The organism is Hydrotalea lipotrueae (genome assembly GCF_019249625.1).
Lineage (GTDB): Bacteria > Bacteroidota > Bacteroidia > Chitinophagales > Chitinophagaceae > Hydrotalea > Hydrotalea flava.
On sequence record NZ_JAESDL010000003.1, the window covers coordinates 1 to 20,569 of the forward strand.

17 protein-coding genes and 1 pseudogene are annotated in these 20,569 nt (G+C 36.3%); 6 read left to right on the forward strand and 12 right to left on the reverse strand.

Annotated elements, in window-relative coordinates; all coding sequences use genetic code 11:
• Nucleotides 1-174: 174 nt before the first annotated feature.
• Nucleotides 175-678: a YkgJ family cysteine cluster protein gene (locus JK139_RS03110; RefSeq protein ID WP_074420158.1), complete on the reverse strand. Its 504-nt coding sequence runs from the start codon at nt 676-678 to the stop codon at nt 175-177.
• Between the two features lie 225 nt (nt 679-903).
• Between JK139_RS03110 and xerD the strand changes: the two genes are divergently transcribed.
• Nucleotides 904-1,806, forward strand: a complete 903-nt coding sequence (gene xerD / locus JK139_RS03115) for a site-specific tyrosine recombinase XerD (RefSeq protein ID WP_074420790.1) — start codon at nt 904-906, stop codon at nt 1,804-1,806.
• A 62-nt stretch (nt 1,807-1,868) separates the two neighbouring features.
• Nucleotides 1,869-2,711, forward strand: a complete 843-nt coding sequence (locus JK139_RS03120) for a DUF2911 domain-containing protein (RefSeq protein WP_074420157.1) — start codon at nt 1,869-1,871, stop codon at nt 2,709-2,711.
• A gap of 99 nt (nt 2,712-2,810) precedes the next feature.
• Here JK139_RS03120 and JK139_RS03125 read toward each other — a convergent pair whose 3' ends face one another.
• Nucleotides 2,811-4,070 (reverse strand): aminotransferase class I/II-fold pyridoxal phosphate-dependent enzyme, encoded by a 1,260-nt coding sequence (locus JK139_RS03125; protein WP_074418173.1) that lies wholly within the window; start codon nt 4,068-4,070, stop codon nt 2,811-2,813.
• Nucleotides 4,071-4,321: 251 nt separating this feature from the next.
• On the opposite strand from JK139_RS03125, the gene pafA reads away from it, so the two are divergent.
• Nucleotides 4,322-5,986, forward strand: coding sequence for an alkaline phosphatase PafA (gene pafA, locus JK139_RS03130; RefSeq protein ID WP_218330576.1), 1,665 nt, complete (start codon nt 4,322-4,324; stop codon nt 5,984-5,986).
• Between the two features lie 88 nt (nt 5,987-6,074).
• Here the strand turns inward: pafA and JK139_RS03135 are convergent, their stop codons facing one another.
• Together JK139_RS03135 and JK139_RS03140 are read right to left on the reverse strand one after the other, a co-directional pair.
• Nucleotides 6,075-7,307: an NADP-dependent isocitrate dehydrogenase gene (locus tag JK139_RS03135; RefSeq protein ID WP_218330577.1), complete on the reverse strand. Its 1,233-nt coding sequence runs from the start codon at nt 7,305-7,307 to the stop codon at nt 6,075-6,077.
• A 134-nt stretch (nt 7,308-7,441) separates the two neighbouring features.
• Nucleotides 7,442-9,328: an Nramp family divalent metal transporter gene (locus tag JK139_RS03140; RefSeq protein ID WP_218330578.1), complete on the reverse strand. Its 1,887-nt coding sequence runs from the start codon at nt 9,326-9,328 to the stop codon at nt 7,442-7,444.
• 88 nt (nt 9,329-9,416) lie between these two features.
• Between JK139_RS03140 and JK139_RS03145 the strand changes: the two genes are divergently transcribed.
• Both JK139_RS03145 and glgP read left to right on the forward strand, forming a co-directional pair.
• Entirely contained in the window at nt 9,417-10,376 is a 960-nt protein-coding gene (locus JK139_RS03145; RefSeq protein WP_074418169.1) for a hypothetical protein, read from the forward strand.
• A 195-nt stretch (nt 10,377-10,571) separates the two neighbouring features.
• Nucleotides 10,572-12,224: an alpha-glucan family phosphorylase gene (gene glgP / locus JK139_RS03150; RefSeq protein ID WP_074418168.1), complete on the forward strand. Its 1,653-nt coding sequence runs from the start codon at nt 10,572-10,574 to the stop codon at nt 12,222-12,224.
• 192 nt (nt 12,225-12,416) lie between these two features.
• Here glgP and JK139_RS03155 read toward each other — a convergent pair whose 3' ends face one another.
• Nucleotides 12,417-13,781 carry an OmpA family protein gene (locus JK139_RS03155; RefSeq protein ID WP_218330579.1) on the reverse strand — a complete coding sequence of 455 codons (1,365 nt, stop codon included), beginning with the start codon at nt 13,779-13,781 and terminating at the stop codon, nt 12,417-12,419.
• 89 nt (nt 13,782-13,870) lie between these two features.
• Nucleotides 13,871-14,281 carry a septal ring lytic transglycosylase RlpA family protein gene (locus JK139_RS03160; RefSeq protein WP_074418166.1) on the reverse strand — a complete coding sequence of 137 codons (411 nt, stop codon included), beginning with the start codon at nt 14,279-14,281 and terminating at the stop codon, nt 13,871-13,873.
• A gap of 597 nt (nt 14,282-14,878) precedes the next feature.
• Between JK139_RS03160 and JK139_RS03165 the strand changes: the two genes are divergently transcribed.
• Nucleotides 14,879-15,259 (forward strand): M15 family metallopeptidase, encoded by a 381-nt coding sequence (locus JK139_RS03165; protein ID WP_074418164.1) that lies wholly within the window; start codon nt 14,879-14,881, stop codon nt 15,257-15,259.
• A gap of 40 nt (nt 15,260-15,299) precedes the next feature.
• Here the strand turns inward: JK139_RS03165 and JK139_RS03170 are convergent, their stop codons facing one another.
• From JK139_RS03170 to JK139_RS03195, 6 genes and pseudogenes are all read right to left on the reverse strand, one after another.
• The gene (locus JK139_RS03170) at nt 15,300-15,599 is read right to left on the reverse strand and encodes a thiamine-binding protein (RefSeq protein ID WP_074418163.1); all 300 of its coding nucleotides are present in this window, start codon (nt 15,597-15,599) and stop codon (nt 15,300-15,302) included.
• Nucleotides 15,600-15,609: 10 nt separating this feature from the next.
• Nucleotides 15,610-15,801: pseudogene (locus JK139_RS03175) on the reverse strand (DUF952 domain-containing protein); the annotation flags it as partial.
• A 147-nt stretch (nt 15,802-15,948) separates the two neighbouring features.
• Nucleotides 15,949-16,944, reverse strand: coding sequence for a chorismate synthase (locus JK139_RS03180; protein WP_074418162.1), 996 nt, complete (start codon nt 16,942-16,944; stop codon nt 15,949-15,951).
• An 18-nt stretch (nt 16,945-16,962) separates the two neighbouring features.
• A complete protein-coding gene (aroA, locus tag JK139_RS03185) occupies nt 16,963-18,243 on the reverse strand; it encodes a 3-phosphoshikimate 1-carboxyvinyltransferase (RefSeq protein ID WP_218330580.1) in 1,281 nt (426 codons plus the stop codon).
• A 14-nt stretch (nt 18,244-18,257) separates the two neighbouring features.
• A complete protein-coding gene (aroB, locus tag JK139_RS03190; RefSeq protein WP_074420797.1) occupies nt 18,258-19,277 on the reverse strand; it encodes a 3-dehydroquinate synthase in 1,020 nt (339 codons plus the stop codon).
• A 150-nt stretch (nt 19,278-19,427) separates the two neighbouring features.
• Nucleotides 19,428-20,513, reverse strand: a complete 1,086-nt coding sequence (locus JK139_RS03195; protein ID WP_081300519.1) for a chorismate mutase — start codon at nt 20,511-20,513, stop codon at nt 19,428-19,430.
• Nucleotides 20,514-20,569 lie beyond the last annotated feature (56 nt).

Sequence of the window (20,569 nt, forward strand, 5' to 3'; positions counted from 1 at the left end):
TTTAGACCTCAATTTACTAATTTATTTAGTTATTTCACCCCCCTATCTCTTATTTGTAAATGTTCTACCTAATCCTATACATTTAAACTTTGGGGCAATTTTTCTTAAATTTAAGCAATAGATTCACTTTCTTTAAATTTTAAAAAGGAACGATAAGTCTTAAACAAGCAAACATCAGGAGGGCAACTGCTCCATCATTTTTTCAACCATTTTATAAGTAGCCGGACAATAAGCAACATTTTGTTGATGTACGTGAATATATTGTACTACCGGCTTTTTGGCCAAATGCGGGAAACCGGCACAACTTTGTGGGCGTACAGAATATATACTGCACTTATTATCTTTTAAATTTAAAAACTGGCAGGGTTGTTTGTTATTCACCCAGTCTTTGTCTTTTTTATCAAAATGCAACCAATAATCTTTCATTTCTGCAACACTTATATTTAAATAAGCAGCAATTCGCTTCATGTCGGCAGTTGTAAAAGTAGGTGTCATTGTTTTACAACAATTGGCACAGCTAAGGCAATCAATTTCATTCCACACAGCTGTATCTAACATTACCACCAATTTATTTAAAGATGTGGGTGCCTTTTTTTCTATTTTACCTAAATATTTTTTAAAAGCAGATTTATGATAACGAACTTTTTGTTTAAATGAACGGAGATTAACAGGTTGCATAAATGTGAAATAAATTGTTTTAGAAAGTATTAACGGTAAAAATATTGTGGATTGAGCAATTACTGAAATAAATATTACAAGATTGATGGAATTGACCCTGCTTAAAAAAGCACTACTATCGCCACTTTACTGCTTCATCTTCTAAAAATGATATCAAATACTAAACAGCTAAAAATATTGTATTTTTATGGGTTGTAACCTGCAATGATGCAACAATGAAATGTTATGTGGGAAGCATATAAAAAAGGATTTAAAACCTATTTACAATTAGAGCGCTCATTAAGTGAACATTCGGTTGAGGCGTATTTGCGTGATGTTGATAAATTAACTCAATACATTCAATTACAATCAACACCTAAAACCCCGGCCGACATTCAATTAAATGACCTGCAACATTTTTTGGAATGGATTGGCAATTTAGGAATGCTGGCCACATCGCAGGCCAGAATTATTTCAGGCATTAAACAATTTTATAAATACTGCTTAACTGAACAAATTGTAATTACAGATCCTTCCACACTTTTAGAGGCACCTAAAACAAAAAGAAGTTTACCTGATGTACTCAGCTTTGAAGAAATTGAAAGCATTATTGCTCAAATTGACTTAAGTACACCAGAGGGTACCCGCAATAAAGCTATAATAGAAACCATGTATAGTTGCGGATTAAGGGTAAGTGAAGTAATTAATTTAACCATCAGCCATATTTATTTTGATGTTGAATTTATACGTGTTACCGGAAAAGGCAATAAAGAACGCCTTGTGCCCATTGGTGCACCTGCTTTACGGTACATTCAATTATATATGGAAACCATCCGCAAACACCTTCCCATCCAAAAAGGTTTTGAAGATGTTTTATTTTTAAACAGAAGAGGCAAGAGCCTAAGTAGAATCATGATTTTTTATATTATAAAAGGTCTGGTTTTAAAAGCAGGAATTCAAAAAAATATTTCACCCCATACTTTCCGCCATTCTTTTGCCACACATTTAATTGAAGGAGGAGCCGATTTAAGGGCCATTCAGGAAATGCTGGGGCATGAAAGCATTACCACAACAGAAATATATACCCACTTAGATCGTAATTTTTTAAGAACCACTTTACAGGCTTTTCATCCTGCCTTTAAAAATTAACAACAAAAGCTGGTATATTCAACAAACGTTTAATAGGTTTGCAGCACATTAAACACTATTATATGAAAAAAACATTGTTTGCAGTCCTTGCTTTACTGACTGTACAATTTGGTTTTAGCCAAATAAAAGTACCCGCAGCAAGCCCTACAGAAACCATTATCCAGGATTTTGGTATGGGCAGATTAGAATTAACGTACTCAAGACCCAATTTAAGAGGTAGAAATGTTTTTAAAGAAAACAGTGAATTAGCACCATTGGGAAAAGTTTGGCGTACAGGTGCCAATGCTTCAACCAAATTAAAAGTAACCGACGAAATTGATTTGGCCGGTAACAAATTGGATTCAGGTACCTACGCCATTTTTACCATCCCGGGTAAAAAAAAATGGACCATTATCATCAATAAAGACTCAAAGAATTGGGGAACGGATTATGCGCAGGCCGATGATATATTCCGGTTTACAGTTCCTGCAGAAAACATGAAAGAAACGATGGAAACTTTTACCATGCAATTTACCAACATACAACCCGAAAGTTGTGAGCTGCATTTAATGTGGGGTAATGTGGCAGTAAAAGTGCCCATTATTACGCATATTGTAAGCCGGCTGAATGCACAGTTTGAGCAGGCGCTGCAAGCAGATAATGTTAACCCCAATCTCTATTTTGCAGCAGCTAATTTTTATTACGATATAGCCAAAGATTACAATAAAGCTTTAACCAACGTTACCAAAGCAACTGAAAATAATCCTAAAGCCTATTATATGTTTTTATTAAAAGCAAAAGTTGAAAAAGCCATTGGCGATAAAGCCAGTGCTAAAGCTGATGCTGAAAAATGCATGCAATTGGCCACCGAAGCCAAAAATGATGATTATGTGCGTGGTGCCAATATGCTGTTGAAATCATTATAATTTAGATTAATGCATTATTAAGTGTTCATTTACCCATAAAAAAGCTGCTGTCACTAATTTGAGAAACAGCAGCTTTTATTTTTTAAGCTATTGGAAAACTTAATGCACTTCTGCCATATCTGGAATAGCATCAACTTTATAAACACCTGCATCTAACTTAGCCTTGGTTTCGCTAAATGCTTGTAAAGTTTCCTGAATATCTGCATCGGTATGCGCAGCAGTAGGTATTAACCTGTAAATGATGTGTCCTTTGGGAATAACAGGATACACCACAATAGAACAGAAAATATGATAGTTTTCACGTAAGTCCATTACCATTGCAGTTGCCTCTTCTACCCCACCTTTCATGTAAACGGGAGTAACTACTGAATCGGTATTCCCAATATCAAAACCTCTTTCTTTTAATCCCTTTTGCAATTGAATGGCATTACTCCACAATTTTGCCTTCATTTCAGGCATATTTCTTAACATTTCCAAACGCTTCAAATTACCAATTACAATAGGCATTGGTACACTTTTGGCAAAAATTTGAGAACGGATATTATAGCGGATATAATCTATAATTGCTTTAGGCCCTGCCATAAAAGCACCAATAGAAGCCATTGATTTGGCAAAAGTTGAAAAATATAAATCAATTGCATCCTGACAACCCTGTTCTTCACCTGCTCCAGCACCGGTTTTACCCAAGGTACCAAAACCGTGGGCATCATCTACCAGCAATCTAAACTCAAATTGTTTTTTTAGTGCAGCTATTTCTTTTAATTTTCCCTGATCGCCGGCCATTCCAAATACACCTTCTGTAATTACTAAAATACCGCCGGCATTTTGCTTTTCAATTAAAGCAGTAGCCCTCACCAATTGCTTCACTAAATCTTCAATATCATTGTGTTTGTAAACATAACGGTGGCCGGTATGTAAACGCAAACCATCTATAATACAGGCATGGCTTTCTGCATCATACACAATTACATCATGCCTGCTGCAAAGCGCATCAATTGCACTCATAATACCCTGATAACCATAATTCATCAGAATGGCATCTTCTTTCTGTTCAAACGCTGCTAATTCTTGCTCTAACTGTTCATGGTAATTGCTGTTACCACTCATCATTCTTGCGCCCATTGGTGCAGCCAATCCAAATTGTTTGGCAGCTTCAGCATCGGTTTTTCTGATTTCAGGATGATTGGCTAAACCTAAGTAATTATTCAGGCTCCAAACAATCATTTCTTTACCACGAAATTGCATTCTATTGCTTATTTCTCCATCTAATTTAGGAAATGCAAAATAACCATGTGCTCTTTCCCGATGCTGGCCAAGAGGGCCATAATGTTTTACTAATCTTTCAAAAATGTCTGCCATGCCTAATTTTTATTTTAAATGAGGAATGCTTCAGGAGGTTGCCAACAAAGCAATATTGATTGATTGGTTGGTAAACAAAAACCCAACATATTTGCTACAACACTGAAATATATTCGGCTGCAAAATTAATAAATTGGTAAGATGAAGGAATAAAAAAGATTTTTTAATTACCATATACACCGATTTATACAATAAATTAATAGCTGCAAAAAATCAGGCAACTTATCTTTAACACCTTAAATATGGAAAAAATGAATAGAAAAAGTTTATTAATTGCTCTGGGATTTATGGTGTTATCCATTCCGCAGTTGCATGCACAGCCAAAGATGAATAATACACAAACGGCAACTATTGCAAGACCAAAATTAATAGTAGGAATTATTGTAGACCAAATGCGGTGGGATTATTTGTACCGCTTTTATAATGTATATGAGCCCAATGGCGGTTTTAAACGATTGTTGCATCAGGGATTTTCCTGTGATAATACTTTAATGCCTTATGTGCCAACGGTTACGGCTGTGGGCCATACTTGTGTGTATACCGGCAGTGTACCTGCTTTAACAGGCATTACGGGCAATAACTGGTTTGATAACAACATCTTAAAAAACGTGTATTGTACTGATGACGCCGGTGTTGCTACAGTTGGCAGTATTACCAAAGCAGCCGGTGAAATGAGCCCACGCAATTTATGGGTTACTACCATAACCGATGAATTACGCCTCGCTTCTAATTTTAAAAGTAAAACAATTGGTATTTCCATTAAAGACAGAGGAGCTATTTTGCCTGCAGGACATGCCGCCAATGCAGCCTACTGGTACGATTACCAAACCGGCAATTTTATAACCAGTACCTATTACATGAATCAATTACCTGAATGGTTAACTAATTTTAATAATAAAAAATGGGTAGATACTTATTATGAAAAAAGATGGTCGCCCATTTTACCGCAATCAACCTATCAGCAACTGTGTGATGTTGATGAAAACAATTATGAAGGCAAGCCTTTTGGAAAAGATGAGAAAGGATTGCCGTATGATTTGTCAAAATTCAAAGGAAAAGATTACAGCAAAATTGCCAGTACACCTTATGCCAATGATTTGTTAGAAAACTTAGCCGAAACCACCATTGCCAACGAGCAAATGGGGAAAGGCAACGAAACAGATTTTTTGGCAGTAAGTTTTTCAAGCACCGATTATATTGGCCATGCATTTGGACCCAATAGCTGGGAATTATTAGATACCTACGCCCGTTTAGATAAAACATTGGGTAAATTATTGGATTATTTAGATAAAACCGTTGGTAAAAATCAATACACTCTGTTTTTAACTGCCGACCATGCCGGTGCACAAATTCCTGAATTTTTAACCAAACACAATATTCCCGGCGGCAGGGCTGATGATCGTGATTTAATGAAAGAATTGAATCAACATTTAGCAGCACAATTTCACCAACCCAATTTAATTCATGCTATTTGGGAATTTGATATTTATTTAAATCATGGTTTAATAGATTCACTGCAACTGAATCAGGCTGCTATTGAAAAAAGTATTGCACAATATTTACAAACAGATAACCGAGTGTTAACTGTTGTAAACAAAACCACTGCTGCAACTGCTTCTTTACCTGTCAGTATCAGAGAAATGATTGTAAATGGATATACACCCAAAAGAAGTGGCGATTTACAGATAGTGATGAAATCCGGCGTTATGGATGCCGGAAAAACCGGTATGAGCCATGGCGTTTCTTATACTTATGATACCCATATTCCTTTGTTATGGTTTGGATGGGGCATACAGAAAGGCCATACCAACAAAACTACTTACATGACCGATATTGCCGCAACTTTAGCTGCATTATTAAAAGTTCAAATGCCCAGCGGTTGCATTGGAAAACCCATTACAGAAGCCTATCAATAAAATTTCAACTTGCTGATAAAAAAGCAGTGCTCCTAATGGAACACTGCTTTTTTAGTTTTATCAATGCGATAAGCATAAGCTATGCAAATTATTTTGCCAGCTTAGCCTGAAGGTTTTGATTCAAAGCTTCTAAAAATTCTTCTGTATATAAATAATGCTCACCGTGATTTACTTTATTGCCATAAATGCAAACAGCCAAATCTTTCGTCATTTTTCCACTCTCAACAGTTTCAACACAAACGGTTTCCAAAGCATGGCAGAAATAAATCAATGCCTCATTATTATCCAACTTACCGCGAAATTCCAGGCCTCTTGTCCAGGCAAAAATAGAAGCAATGGGATTGGTAGAAGTTGGATTCCCTTTTTGATATTCACGATAGTGGCGGGTAACCGTACCATGTGCAGCTTCTGCTTCCATTACAGTACCATCCGGTGTAATTAAAGTAGAGGTCATTAAGCCCAATGAACCAAAACCCTGGGCAACGGTATCGCTTTGTACATCGCCATCATAATTTTTACAAGCCCAAACAAAGTTGCCATTCCATTTTAAAGCAGAAGCCACCATATCATCAATTAAGCGATGTTCGTAAGTAATGCCGGCTGCATCATATTTGGCTTTAAATTCATTTTGATAAATTTCTTCAAAAATATCTTTGAAACGGCCATCGTATTTTTTCAGGATGGTGTTTTTAGTAGATAGATAAAGGGGCCATTTTTTGCTCAATGCCTGATTAAAGCAGGCACGTGCAAAACCTTTAATGCTTTCATCGGTATTATACATAGCCAGAGCAACACCATCTCCTTTAAAATTATATACTTCAAATTCCTGAACAGAACCATCATCACCTTCAAACTTAATGGTTAGTTTTCCTTTCCCTTTAGTTACAAAATCGGTAGCGCGGTATTGATCGCCAAAAGCATGGCGGCCAATGCAAATAGGGGCAGTCCAGTTAGGTACCAATCGTGGTACATTTTTGCAAACAATGGGTTCACGAAATACAGTTCCATCTAAAATATTGCGGATGGTACCATTGGGGCTTTTCCACATTTGTTTTAAGTTGAATTCTTTTACACGAGCTTCATCAGGTGTAATAGTAGCGCATTTAATACCAACACCTGCTTTTTTGATGGCATTGGCAGCATCAATGGTTACCTGATCATTGGTGGCATCGCGGTGTTCAATACCCAAATCAAAATATTGAATATCAACATCTATATAAGGCAGAATAAGTTTGTCTTTAATATATTTCCAGATAATTCGTGTCATTTCATCGCCATCCAGTTCTACTACCGGATTTGTTACTTTAATTTTTTGTTCCATATTGCTAATTTAGTTTTTAAAGGGATACAAAAGTAGGGGTTTTGCTATTTTGAATAGAAAAGATGAAAGCATTAGGTAATAAAACCATCAACAGCACATCTGCTATGAAAAAAGTTTACATGTATATATTCAATCTAAACATTCACAACCAAAACGGGAATATGCACATGGTGCCTGACCGATTCAATAGTTTCGCCAAATAAATAATCTTTAATACCCCGGTGTTGATGTGCCCCCATTACCAATAAATTAGCTTTGTTTTTTTCAACGATACGCACAATTTCTTTTTTTCGGTTACGATAACCCAGCTCATATATTGCCTCATAGCCCAATTGTTGTAATTGCATGGCATAATTTTCAAGCCGGTCTTTATCTTTCCGGGTTTCATCATCATCACTTTCTTTTCCTAAAAAAAGAGCCGATACACTTTCCACCACATGTATTAAAATAAAAACAGAAGCTTTATTACCCTGTGCCAAGGCATAAGCAATTAATTTTTCATCTTTAGCAGTAAAATCTAAAGCAATGGCAATTTTATTATTTTCTTCTAAACGCAAAGCATGTAATTGAGGGGTTTCACCATGTAATATAATACTCTTACGCATCTTGCGTTGAATGGCAAGGGGTAAAAATGTGGTCGTTAAAAACAACCACGATAAAAAAACTGCTCCTATACCAACTAGTATTTTCCATATATAATTTCCCGGCTCCTGATATAAAACAGCTACTTCTTCTATCACCATTTTTACATTCAAATAAATTAATATAATAGCTACTAACCATGATAATAATTTAATGGGCAATGAAATGGTAAATTTGCCCATGGTTTCCTTATCGCTTACAAAATGTATGAGCGGAATCATGGCAAACCCTAATTGCACGCTCAGTATTACCTGACTTAAAATAAGTAAGGCGTCTATCCTGTCATCACCATAAATTAAAATCGTAATTACAGCGGGAATAATAGCCAAAAGCCTTGTAATTAATCTGCGTAACCATGGATTAATGCGCAGGCTGATGTAACCCTCCATTACAATTTGCCCGGCATAAGTGCCGGTAATGGTAGAGCTTTGGCCGGCAGCAATTAAGGCAATGGCAAATAACAAAGGGGCCAGTTTAGAACCCAGCAGTGGTTCTAATAAACGATGTGCATCTTCAATTTTTGCTACACCTGTATTACCGGTGGTAAAAAAAACAGAAGCAGCCAAAACCAAAATAGCAGCATTTACAAAAAATGCGGCATTCAACGCAATAGCGCTATCAATATTATTGTAACGGATGGCTCTTTTTATACCTTCCTCATCTGTTTTTATTTTACGGGTTTGCACTAATGCTGAATGGAGGTACAGGTTATGCGGCATTACTGTTGCACCTATAATTCCTACGGCAATATATAATGCTTCTTTATTTAGATGATGGGGCACAAAACCATACATTACCTGATTTAAAATAGGATGCGCCAGAATAATTTCAATTAAGAAGGATACGCCAATAATGGCTACTAATGCTATAATAAAGGCTTCTAATTTGCGAATACCAAAATTTTGTAACCAAAGTAATAGCAGCGTATCCAACACTGTTAATGAAACACCCCATATTAAAGGCAATCCGGTCAATAAATTAATACCCAATGCCATACCCAGCACTTCGGCTAAATCGCAGGCAGCAATGGCAATTTCAGCAAGAATATATAAACAAAAATTTACAAATTTAGGATATATTTCTCTGTTGGCCTGGGCCAAATCTCTTCTTCTTACAATTCCTAATCGGGCACTTAAACTTTGCAATAACAAAGCCATTAAATTACTCATTAATAATACCCATATAAGGCTGTAACCAAATTGAGCGCCACCCTGCAAATCGGTAGCCCAGTTTCCGGGATCCATATAACCTACACTCACCAAATAGGCAGGCCCAATATAAGCCAGTATTCTGCGCCAGCCTTTTCTGGGTTGCAGTGTATCTACACTTTCGTGTACTTCGCTTAAAGAATGTTCGTTACGTTGCACCAATCTATCCATAAATATTACTTACAAAAATAATGGTTAATCTTCCTTAAACTATAAAACTTACCACAGAAGTATTACTTTAGTGCCTGAAATAAACGCCATGAAAAGTATTCAACAGCTTATTACGTTTATACTCATCTTCATTTTTTTAGTCGGCTGCCAAACACATCCTGGCGACTTAAGTGGTACAAAACCAGTTAGCAGCAGCGATTTTTTTGCTGCCTTCCCTCCCATTGGGTTGCCCATTACCATTGCCGATACCAACATCAATTCATTTGCCGACACTACTGTAATAGGTATAAAAGCCATGTCTCAGTTTATACCCGATAGTATTTTAAATCATTTCCATCTCAATAAAAAAGCCATTATACATCCCGTAGGAAGTATTCAGAAATTAAAAGAAAAATACATTTTGGCTAACTTCAGCTATAAAAATAATACCATACTTGGGGTATTTGTGTTTAACGAAAAGAATGAATTTCTGGCTGCAAAAAATTTGGTTCAATCAAAACAAAATGATGGTTATGTACACAGTGTATATATTAATAAAGAACCTACTTTTTTAATTAGCCGGGAAAAATACACTGCTGATAAAAAGTTGTTATATACCCGTACAGGCTGGGTGTATAACAACGGAAATGCCTTTATGGTAGCTATGAATGACGGCAATGAAGATGAATTAAAAAACAATACCATCATTAATCCTATTGATACTTTGCCCGAAAAAAATAAACACAGTGGCAATTATGCAAAAAACTCAAAAAATTTTATTGCAATCAGGGATGGTAAAACGCCCAAATTATATCATTTTTTTATTCACTTTGAAAATAAAGACAATTGTAACGGCGAATTAAAGGGAATGATGAAAATGGTGGGTGAAGATAAAGCCGTATATAAAGAAATTGGGGAACCCTGCAGTATAGAATTTACATTTAAAAACAACGAAATTACTTTTAAAGAAAATGGCAAATGCGGCAATAAACGCGGCATACAATGCTATTTTGATGATACCTATCCTAAACAAAAATCACATAAGATCATTAAGAAAAAAAGAACCTGAATTTTTCTATTCATTGGGTAAGGCACTTGTTTCAATCGATTGCGGTTTATAAAATTTAAACTTTTATGTGCTATAATTGAAGCTTTTAACATAGTTTCACTTTTTAGGTCTAATTAATGTGTAAAAAATACATTTTAAATAAAACCCTTTATATTGCAAGCCCAATTCAAATAACCAATCAAGAAAAAGTAATTTATGAACTTCCGAAGTTATCATGTGCCATATGTTGTAAGTGAACAATACAATAAAAGAGCAGCCTATTTTTCAATGGAATTTGCGATTCATCAGCCACTTAAAATATATAGTGGCGGCTTAGGATTTTTAGCAGGTTCGCACTTGCTAAGTGCTTATGAATTAAGACAGAATATGGTAGGTATTGGAATTTTGTGGAAATATGGCTATTACGACCAAACCAGAAATCAGGATCAAACCCTGCAACCCACCTGGATGGAAAAAATATATTCATTTTTAGAAGATACGGGCATTAAATTTCAAATTATTATACATGATCATCCGGTATGGGTAAAGGCCATGTATTTAAATCCTGAAACTTTTAAATCAGCACCTCTGTTTTTATTAACTACCGACTTGCCGGAAAATGATTATGTATCGCAAACCATTTCACACCGGTTGTACGATGCCAATGTATCTACCAAAATTGCCCAATTTATGCTACTGGGTATAGGCGGGGCCAAATTAATGGATGAACTTGGATTTAATCCGGATGTATATCATTTAAATGAAGCACATGGTGTATCGGCTGCTTTTTATTTAATGAATAAATTTAAAAGTGCTGAAAAAGTAAAAGAACATCTGGTATTTACTACCCATACACCAGAGGAAGCAGGCAATGAAAAACACGATATTTATCTCTGTCAGAAAATGAGTTATTTCTGTGGTATTAGTATTGATGAAGTAAGACGTTTAACCGGTATTACAGATGATTTATTCAACCATTCATTAGCAGCCCTGCGTTTTGCACGTAAAGCCAATGGCGTTAGCCGGCTGCACGGTGAAGTAAGCAGAAAAATGTGGAGTCATTACATCGGCATTTGTGAGATTATTCACATTACCAATGCACAAAACTGGCGTTACTGGGCAGATAAACAGTTGTACAAAGCCATGGAAGAGGGCAATGACCTTGCTTTTGATGACAGAAAAAACTATTTGAAGAAAAGAGCATTTGAAATTGTAGCTGACCAGACCGGTAAATTATTTGACCCTAATGTATTAACCATTGTTTGGGCCAGAAGATTTGCAGGGTATAAACGTGCCGACTTTCTTACACAGGATTTAGAAAGATTTGAAAAACTGATCAATAGCTTTGACCAGCCGGTACAAATTATTTGGGCCGGGAAACCTTATCCGGTTGATTACCCTGCCATCAGCCAATTTAATAATTTGGTGCATTTAAGTAAAAATTATAAAAATGTAGCAGTATTAATTGGATATGAACTTACATTAAGCAAAAGGTTAAAACAGGCGGCAGATGTTTGGTTAAACAACCCCCGTGTGCCCAGAGAAGCATCCGGCACCAGTGGCATGACGGCAGCTATGAATGGAGCAGTTAATTTTTCAACAGATGATGGCTGGATTCCGGAATTTGTAAATCATGGCAATAATGGTTTTGTAGTGCCCAAGGCAGATTATGAAAACTTAAGTGTACACGATCAGGACAATTATGACCTGAATAAGATGTATGAAATTTTAGAACAACAAATTGTGCCACTATATTATAAAAATTTTGAAACCTGGCGCCAAATTATGAAAAATGGAATGCGTGATGTGCGTTTTCAATTTGACAGCAATAGAATGGCACATGAGTATTACGAGTTAATGTACAAATAATTTATATTTATAATAAAAATAAAAATCTGCTGTTCTTATCAATACAGCAGGTTTTTTTTGGATGGAACCAGCGGTTTTGTTTTAAACCCACAAGCACTAACAGTTCATCGCTTCTGTAATAAATAACCAAAAAAGCCCCTTACAAATAAAGTAAAGGGCTTTTTTAAAAATGATGATTAAAACCAAAACCAATTAGTAATACCTGAGTTTTAATTCTACCCTCCTGTTCATGGCTCTGCCTTTGGCAGTTTTATTATCAGCAACAGGTTTTTTAGAACCATAACCGGTTGCATGCAACCGATCGGCACTAATACCACCTTTATCAACAAAGTATTGCATTACCGCATTGGCACGTTTATCACTTAAAGCCTGGTTTACAGCTTCACTACCTACGTTATCTGTATAACCTTCAATATCTAATTTTAAATTAGGATCATCTTGTAAAATTTTTACTAATTCACTTAATGGCTTGTAAGAATTAGCAATTAATTGTGAACTACCTGTTGAGAAAAAGATGTTTTTGGCAATGCTATTCACTCTCACAATTACCTCTTCTTTTACAACAGGGCAACCAAAGTTTTCTTTTACACCAAAAACATTGGGGCATTTATCTTCTTCATCATTAATGCCATCCCCATCCGAGTCTGGCACCGGGCAACCCTGATAACGTGCAACTCCTGCCACATTCGGGCATTTGTCTTCATCATCATTAATGCCATCACCATCTGTATCAGGAATGGGGCAACCATTATATTTGGGCAAACCCGGAACGGTAGGGCATTTATCGTTGTCATCATTAACGCCATCACCATCTGTATCAGGCACAGGACATCCATTGTATTTTGCAACACCGGGTACTGTGGGGCATTGGTCTTTATCATCAGTAATACCATCACCATCAGTATCTTTTGGTACTTCCTTTACAGGTGGTGGTGGCACAGCCAATTTTACCTGTTTTTTGCCGGGAGCAATGGGTGAGGCAAAACCTAAACTATATTGAAAGTTATAGTTGGTTAAATCAGATATTCCTAAATGATAGGAATATTGCAGATTAATAAAATTGCCTTCGCCCAAATTAAATTGCAAACCTGTTCCAACTGGAATATAGGCTCCAAAATAAGTTCCTGCATACATGGATGCACCAATTCCGGCAGATAAATAAGGCACCATAAAATACTTATCTGTTAATAATTTTAAATTTACACTGGCATCGGCTTCCAATAAAAATTTATCCTGAAATGGTACTTGTACGCCACTCTTGTATAGGAATGGATATTTTAAGAATGAACCTCCAATGCCCGCCATAAAATCTAAATGATCTGTTAAACCTTGAAAATACTGCACATTTAACCCCGGCAACATATCCTTCATTTTTGTCCATTGGCGATTCTCAAAAACAGTAGTAATTGAGCTGCTGCCGATTAAATCGGGGGTTTTAAAATCCTTGAGAAAGAAATTGATACTCAAAGAAGGCCTTTTTATCAGTTGTGTTGCTTCCTGGCCAAATACAGAAAGCATACTGCCAATACTGATTAAAAGTAGTAGGGTTTTCTTCATAATGTTAATTTTATTGTAGCAAAAATAAAGGGGTTATTCAGTTTTAATAAAATTATTGCAATTTTAATATTCAGTTAATATTAACATCCTCATTCCAACGTGTCTTTATTTACCTCTTCTACCCTTACTTTCACCAGCCCACGCTTCATAAATTGCAGTTTTCGGGCAGCAGTTCTGCTTAAATCAATCACCCTCCCTTTTTTGGCCATGTGCTTGCTCATTCTGTCATTAATCCGCACAATCACCGATTTATCATTTCGCAGGTTAGTTACCCTTACCCAGGTATTCAATTTAAAACTGTTGCTGGCTGCTGTCATATTTTTATTATCAAAACGCTCTCCGGTTGCGGTTTTGGTACCTGTTAAATTTAAACTGTAAAAACTGGCAATACCAGTTACCGTTTTGGGCTTTTTTACAGCAATGGAATCCATGCTATCCTGGCACTTTCCAATTACAGCAATGCTTAAAAAAAACAAAAAGTTAAGCAAAAAAATCTTCATTTGCTATTATTTAATTTAAAAAATTACCGCTGATTTATTATTATATATGAACATATCGGCCAGCGGTTACCTACTTTCATCCAATATGGAGTTAAGTATTGATTAACAAGATCTTATATACCATTATAAGCATCTTGCAATAAATAATTTCTATATACTGTATATTAGTGTTTATAAAAAAGTTGTTATTGCAACAAGTCAACTGAAAATGTGACATTTTAGCAGGATGATACCTGAAATTATTACAAACTATACTCCAAAGCCTATTATTTGTAAACTACATATACATATAGGATACCGGTTATATTGTATCTGCCTTTGGACAATATTAAGCTGTGCTCTTCATCCAAGTACTGTGCCAAAAAATGAAAATACAGCATTCATACCAGAAAATCTACACAATTTTAAACATTTTGATGCTGCATTTGATTGTTTGCATATGATAAACCTGAATGAATTTGTACCTAACATTTACATTGACTCGCGTTATGCCGGAAATGATAATTTTATGCATACACCTATGTATCTTTTCCATACGGCTATTGCCTATGCCAGAAAACCAGTAACTGAAGCTTTAAAAGCAGTACACAAGAAGCATTGAATGCAAAAGGATTATCCTTAAAAATTTGGGATGCCTACCGTCATTATGCAGTTACTGTGGCATTTTGGAAAAGGGTGCATGATGAACGATATGTAGCCAATCCTGCTAATGGCAGTGGAAATAACAGAGGTATTGCAGTAGATGTTACTTTGGTTCAATTACATAACGGTATGCCATTAGACATGGGTACTGATTTCGATAATTTTACGGATAATGCGCATGGTAATTTTAGTCAATTTCCATCGCAAATATTGGCGAGTCGAAAACTATTGCAGGATATAATGACAACACACGGGTTCAAGGCTTTGCCTACTAAGTGGTGGCATTTTAGTTGGACCAAATGCAGCAAATTTTCCTGTTCTGAAAATTCCTTTTAAAAAGATGAAAAAAATAGTACAATAATTTGTAGGAATGGAATTACTGAAGAAATTTTTGTGTTTTTTCAATCCTTGTAATATCCATACTACTTCTTATCTGAAGCTGAATATTCTGAATCCATTCGGCGCAGCCACGTTGGTATAAATGCTCATTAATGGCTTGTATTACCTGCATCACCGCATCATATTTTCCTTCAATTACAGTAGCAAAAGGCCCAACTTCATAATCAATACCCGATTGTTGAATAATGGCAATGGCTTCATCTACCCACTCATAGGGATGCTTATCCATTACAATTGGCACAATTTGAATGGAGGCATTTACAATAAATTGATGCATGATTTAAATTTTATATTTCAATAATACTTACAATAGCATTCAAAGAAATAGTTCCATAAACATGCAGAAACTGATCTTGAACAGTTGGAGATGCTTCGTATTTTAACGGAACATTTAATTGAAGGGTATCAATGGTTAATTGGAGTAAATGAGTTACACCGGCATAATACCGTTCTAGCACGCCGCCGGCAATTTGCTTATGTGAACAACAATGAAAAACCCTTTAGATTGCAAAGAAAGGGCGGGTATAATAGCCCAATTGCAGTGCAACTGCCCATTGTTGTTTTGTAGTGATATGATAAATTATTGGTGACATTATTCTAAAACACAATTTTCGCCATCAAATCCATTATTTCCAAACACGTTGTATCTCTTGATTCAGCATCATTAAATCGGCCAGCACCATTGCTGTTACAGCTTCTAATACTACCGGCACACGAAGTGCAATACACAAATCGTGACGGCCTTTTACAGAAAAAGGCTCAACAGTATTGGTTTCCCAATTCAATGATTCCTGCTCCTTGGGTGTAGAAGAAGTTGGTTTAACGGCTACCCTGAATATAAGCGGATTATGATTAGTGATACCTCCAACAACGCCTCCTGCATGATTTGTTTTTGTAGTGCCATCAGCAGCAACAATTGCATCATTATGCTCTGAACCTAACATTTTAGCCGCAGCAAAACCGGTTCCAAATTCAATACCGCGTACAGCAGGAATGGCAAAAACAGCATGCGCCAATAACGACTCAACCGAATCGAAAAAAGGTTCACCAAGGCCCATCGGCAATCCTGTTACAAAACACTCTACAATACCGCCTACGGAATCTTTCGCTGCTATTGCTTTTTCTAATCCTGCTTCGATAGATGGAAGGCCACCTATTTCTGTAACTGCAGCATTTATTGAAATATTTTTTAATATTTTTTTTGCAATTACACCCACTGCTACCAAAGCAACGGTTAAGCGACCACTAAAATGTCCACCACCTCTATAATCTTCAAACCCACCAAATTTTTGATGTGCCACAAAATCGGCATGACCGGGCCTGGGAATGGCACGTTGTTTGGCATAATCATCACTGCGGGTATTATTGTTTTCAAATAAAATAGTTAAAGGTGCACCGGTAGTACAATCGTTAAAAACCCCACTTTTAAAAATGGGTAAATCAGATTCCTGACGCGGTGTAGTACCTTTTTGCGCCCCACCTTTTCGCCTCTCAATATCTTCTAAAAAATCTTCCACCTTCAGTGGTAATCCTGCAGGGATTCCATCAACACAAACACCTACACTTTCGCCATGCGATTCGCCAAATATTTGTACCCTGAAAATTCTGCCAAATGTGTTCAAAGTTTGAAAATTTAATGGTTAATGATGTAAAGATACAACTGCACCCAATGCAGATATATGGTGATAAAAATCGGGATAAGATTTGTTGATGGCTTCAGCAGATTCTATCACTACAGGGCCATTTGTTTTTAAAGCAGCTAAAGCACAAGCCATTGCTATACGATGATCATGCCGGGACGAAACAGTTGCAGCATGCAATTCGGTTCCACCTTCTATCATCATAATATTATCTTGTAATTGAATGCGTATTCCCAATTTGGCAAACTCTTCTTGCAAAGTAAGTGCCCGGTTACTTTCTTTATGCGTAAGCCTTTCAGTACCCTCAATAACGGTAGTGCCTTTACAGTAAGCAGCCAGCGCTACCAATGGCGGAAATAAATCCGGACAATCTGTTGCATTAAAATGAAATGCCTGAAGGTTGCTTTTCTGAATGTGAATTTGATTGAGTTCAATAGAAATAAGGCAACCGGTATCTATCAGTGCCTGCAATATAGCTTTATCGGCCTGTGTTGAATGAATATCTAATCCTTTAACAGTAATATTTCCCGCTATTGCACCAGCCACCAATAAAAAAGCCGCCCCACTCCAATCGCCTTCCACTTCATATTCTACAATATTATTTTGTGAAGTAGCATGCCATGCTTTATCAAAATAAAAAGAAGTATACCCGTTATTCTTTGGTGTTTTTAAACCAAAGTGTTCCATTACTTTTAACGTTAAATCAATATAAGGTTTACTTTTTAAATTATTTACGAAAATGCTTACATCTTTAGCATCGGCAGCAGCATATGCCATTAATAAGCCCGTTAAAAACTGCGAGCTGAGGGTACCATCAATTGTAATATTAGCCGGTGTTAATGGGCCTGTGACCTGTATAGGTAACTTGCCCTGATTGGTTTGTACTTTTACATTTAACTGTGGTAATATTTCATCAAAAAAATTCATGGGGCGCTGTAATAAGCTGCCTTCACCGGTAATAGAAATGGCAGTAGTATTGAGAGCTATTAAAGGTGTAAACATTCTGATACCTAACCCACTTTCTCCACAATTCATTTGATGGGTGTTGGCATATATTCCTTTTGAAGCAATAATTAAACGGTTGCTTTCATTTTGAATAGTAGCCCCAAGCTGCTGAATTACCTGCAGTGCCGCTCTGTCATCATTTGAATAGCCAGGGTTCTTTATAATACTAGTACCCGTTCTCACTAATGCTGCAGCACAGGCTCTTTGCATAGAACTTTTAGAAGCAGGTGCCTGAAGAATGCCTTTTATTTCAGAAGGATGAATCGTTGCAATCATTGAATCAAATTAAACTAAATTATTTTATAAAATTTTTCAAGATCTTTCAATGGAATGGGTAAAATAATACCCTTTCCAATTTTTTCAATCAAAATATAGTGAACAAACTCTTGCTGCCGTTTTTTATCCATTTGCAGCATATTCATTACCTTTTTTGTATCAAATACAAAATGAGTAGGCAGACCATATTGGGTTAACAAGGCCGATATACGTTCGGGCTGTTTAAAACCCAATATTTGTTGAGATAAAATGGCTGCATAGTGAATACCAATTGCTACTGCATGACCATGTGAAAGGCCATATTGGTTTTCAATGGCATGACCGAGTGTATGCCCCAGATTGAGTAATTTTCTTTCCCCTTTTTCAAATTCATCGGCTTTTACAACCGACATTTTTAGCTGTACATTTTTTTGTATCAGCTCATTCAATTTTTGTTTGTTTTTCTTGAGTAATGCAGGTGATAATTTTTCTAAATTTCTGAACATGGCTGCATTTTTAATACAGGCATGTTTAATAATTTCTGCAAAACCGTTCTGCCATTCTGCATCAGGAAGAGTTTTTAGAAAATGTGTATCATACAATAAAAATGCAGGTTGACGAATGGTGCCCATTAAATTTTTGTACAATCCAATATCAATCCCATTTTTTCCACCGATAGAGGCATCTACCATTGCCAGTACAGTAGTTGGTACAAAACCAAAAGCCACACCACGCATATAAATGGCTGCAACAAAGCCAGTAATATCGGTAACAACGCCACCCCCTACACCAACCAATGTTGCTGTACGGTCGGCCTGCAACTGAATTAATTGTTCAATAATGTATTGAACTGTTGCTATGTTTTTGTGCGCCTCACCTGCAGGTATAACAATGGTTTTCCAACCTTTAAAATAGGTTGTATGTAATGGAAAGATATTGGTGTCGGTAATAATAAAAGTGTTTGCCGGCTTCAGCATTTGCTTCAATTGCCGGAATGATGCATCAAAATAAAAATCAGTATGTTGCTGATTGAATTGAACAGATTGATGCAGCATATATAATTAGTTTATTAAATGTAAAAAAATAAACAAGATGAGAATGTGTTTATTCATTAAAAATAGAACATATTACGCCAAAGGTGAACAACAAATATGGCTATTATACAAAACAGCCAATAACAATTGACGTTATTGGCTGCCATTAATTTAAGAATTCATGATTTTATTTTGATGGTTAATACTTTCCATGTGTACTGCATCAAAATAACGGGTAATAAATTCTTTGCTGAGGCCTAATTTTTCACCTTTTGCATAAGCTCTTTCTAATATTGCATTCCATCTGTTGGTTTGAAGAATGGTGATATTGTTTTCCTTTTTGTAAAGGCCAATTTTTTCGGCTGCTTTCATACGTTGACCCAGAATTTGCATCAGTTCATCATCCAGATGATTAATTTGTTGACGCAATTTTTCTAATGCTGCATGGTATTCTTCAGATGGTACATCTTCTTTTCTCCAGTTAATATTGCCAATCATTTCTCCCAACCGTTCGGGGGTTATTTGCTGTTTGGCATCACTCCATGCATTATCAGGATCAATATGGCTTTCAATAATTAAACCATCATAATCCAAATCAATAGCAGTTTGCGCAACATCCTGTAAAATATCGCGCCTGCCGGAGATATGAGAAGGATCATTAATCATTAACATGCCGGGATTTCTCCTTTTCATTTCAATAGCCAAATGCCACATGGGTGCATTTCTATATTCTGTATTACCATAAGAACTAAAACCACGATGTATTAATCCAATATTTTGAATACCGGCTTTGGCAATGCGTTCTACTGCCCCTGTCCATAATTCCAAATCGGGATTAATTGGATTTTTAATTAATACCGGAATGTCTATACCGCGCAATGCATCAGCAACTTCCTGTACACTAAAAGGATTAACGGTTGTACGTGCACCAATCCAGAGTATATCTACATCAAAATTAAGCGCATCTTCTACCTGTTTGGCAGTAGCTACTTCCACCGTGGTAAATAATCCGGTAATTTTTTTAGCTTGTAATAACCACGGCAATCCCTTTACGCCAATTCCTTCAAATTGCCCGGGTCGTGTACGGGGCTTCCAAATTCCAGCCCTTAACATATCTACCTTTCCCGTTGCCGCCAAACGGGTTGCGGTTTCTAATACCTGTTGTTCTGTTTCAGCGCTACATGGGCCACTAATGATGAGTGGGCGCTTTTGCCACACATCCATGATGTTTTTTGTTTGTTGGGTTGCCTGCTCCATCTTCATTCAAATTGTAAGTGATGATTAATTGGTTGTTACAGCAAAAAATAGAACAA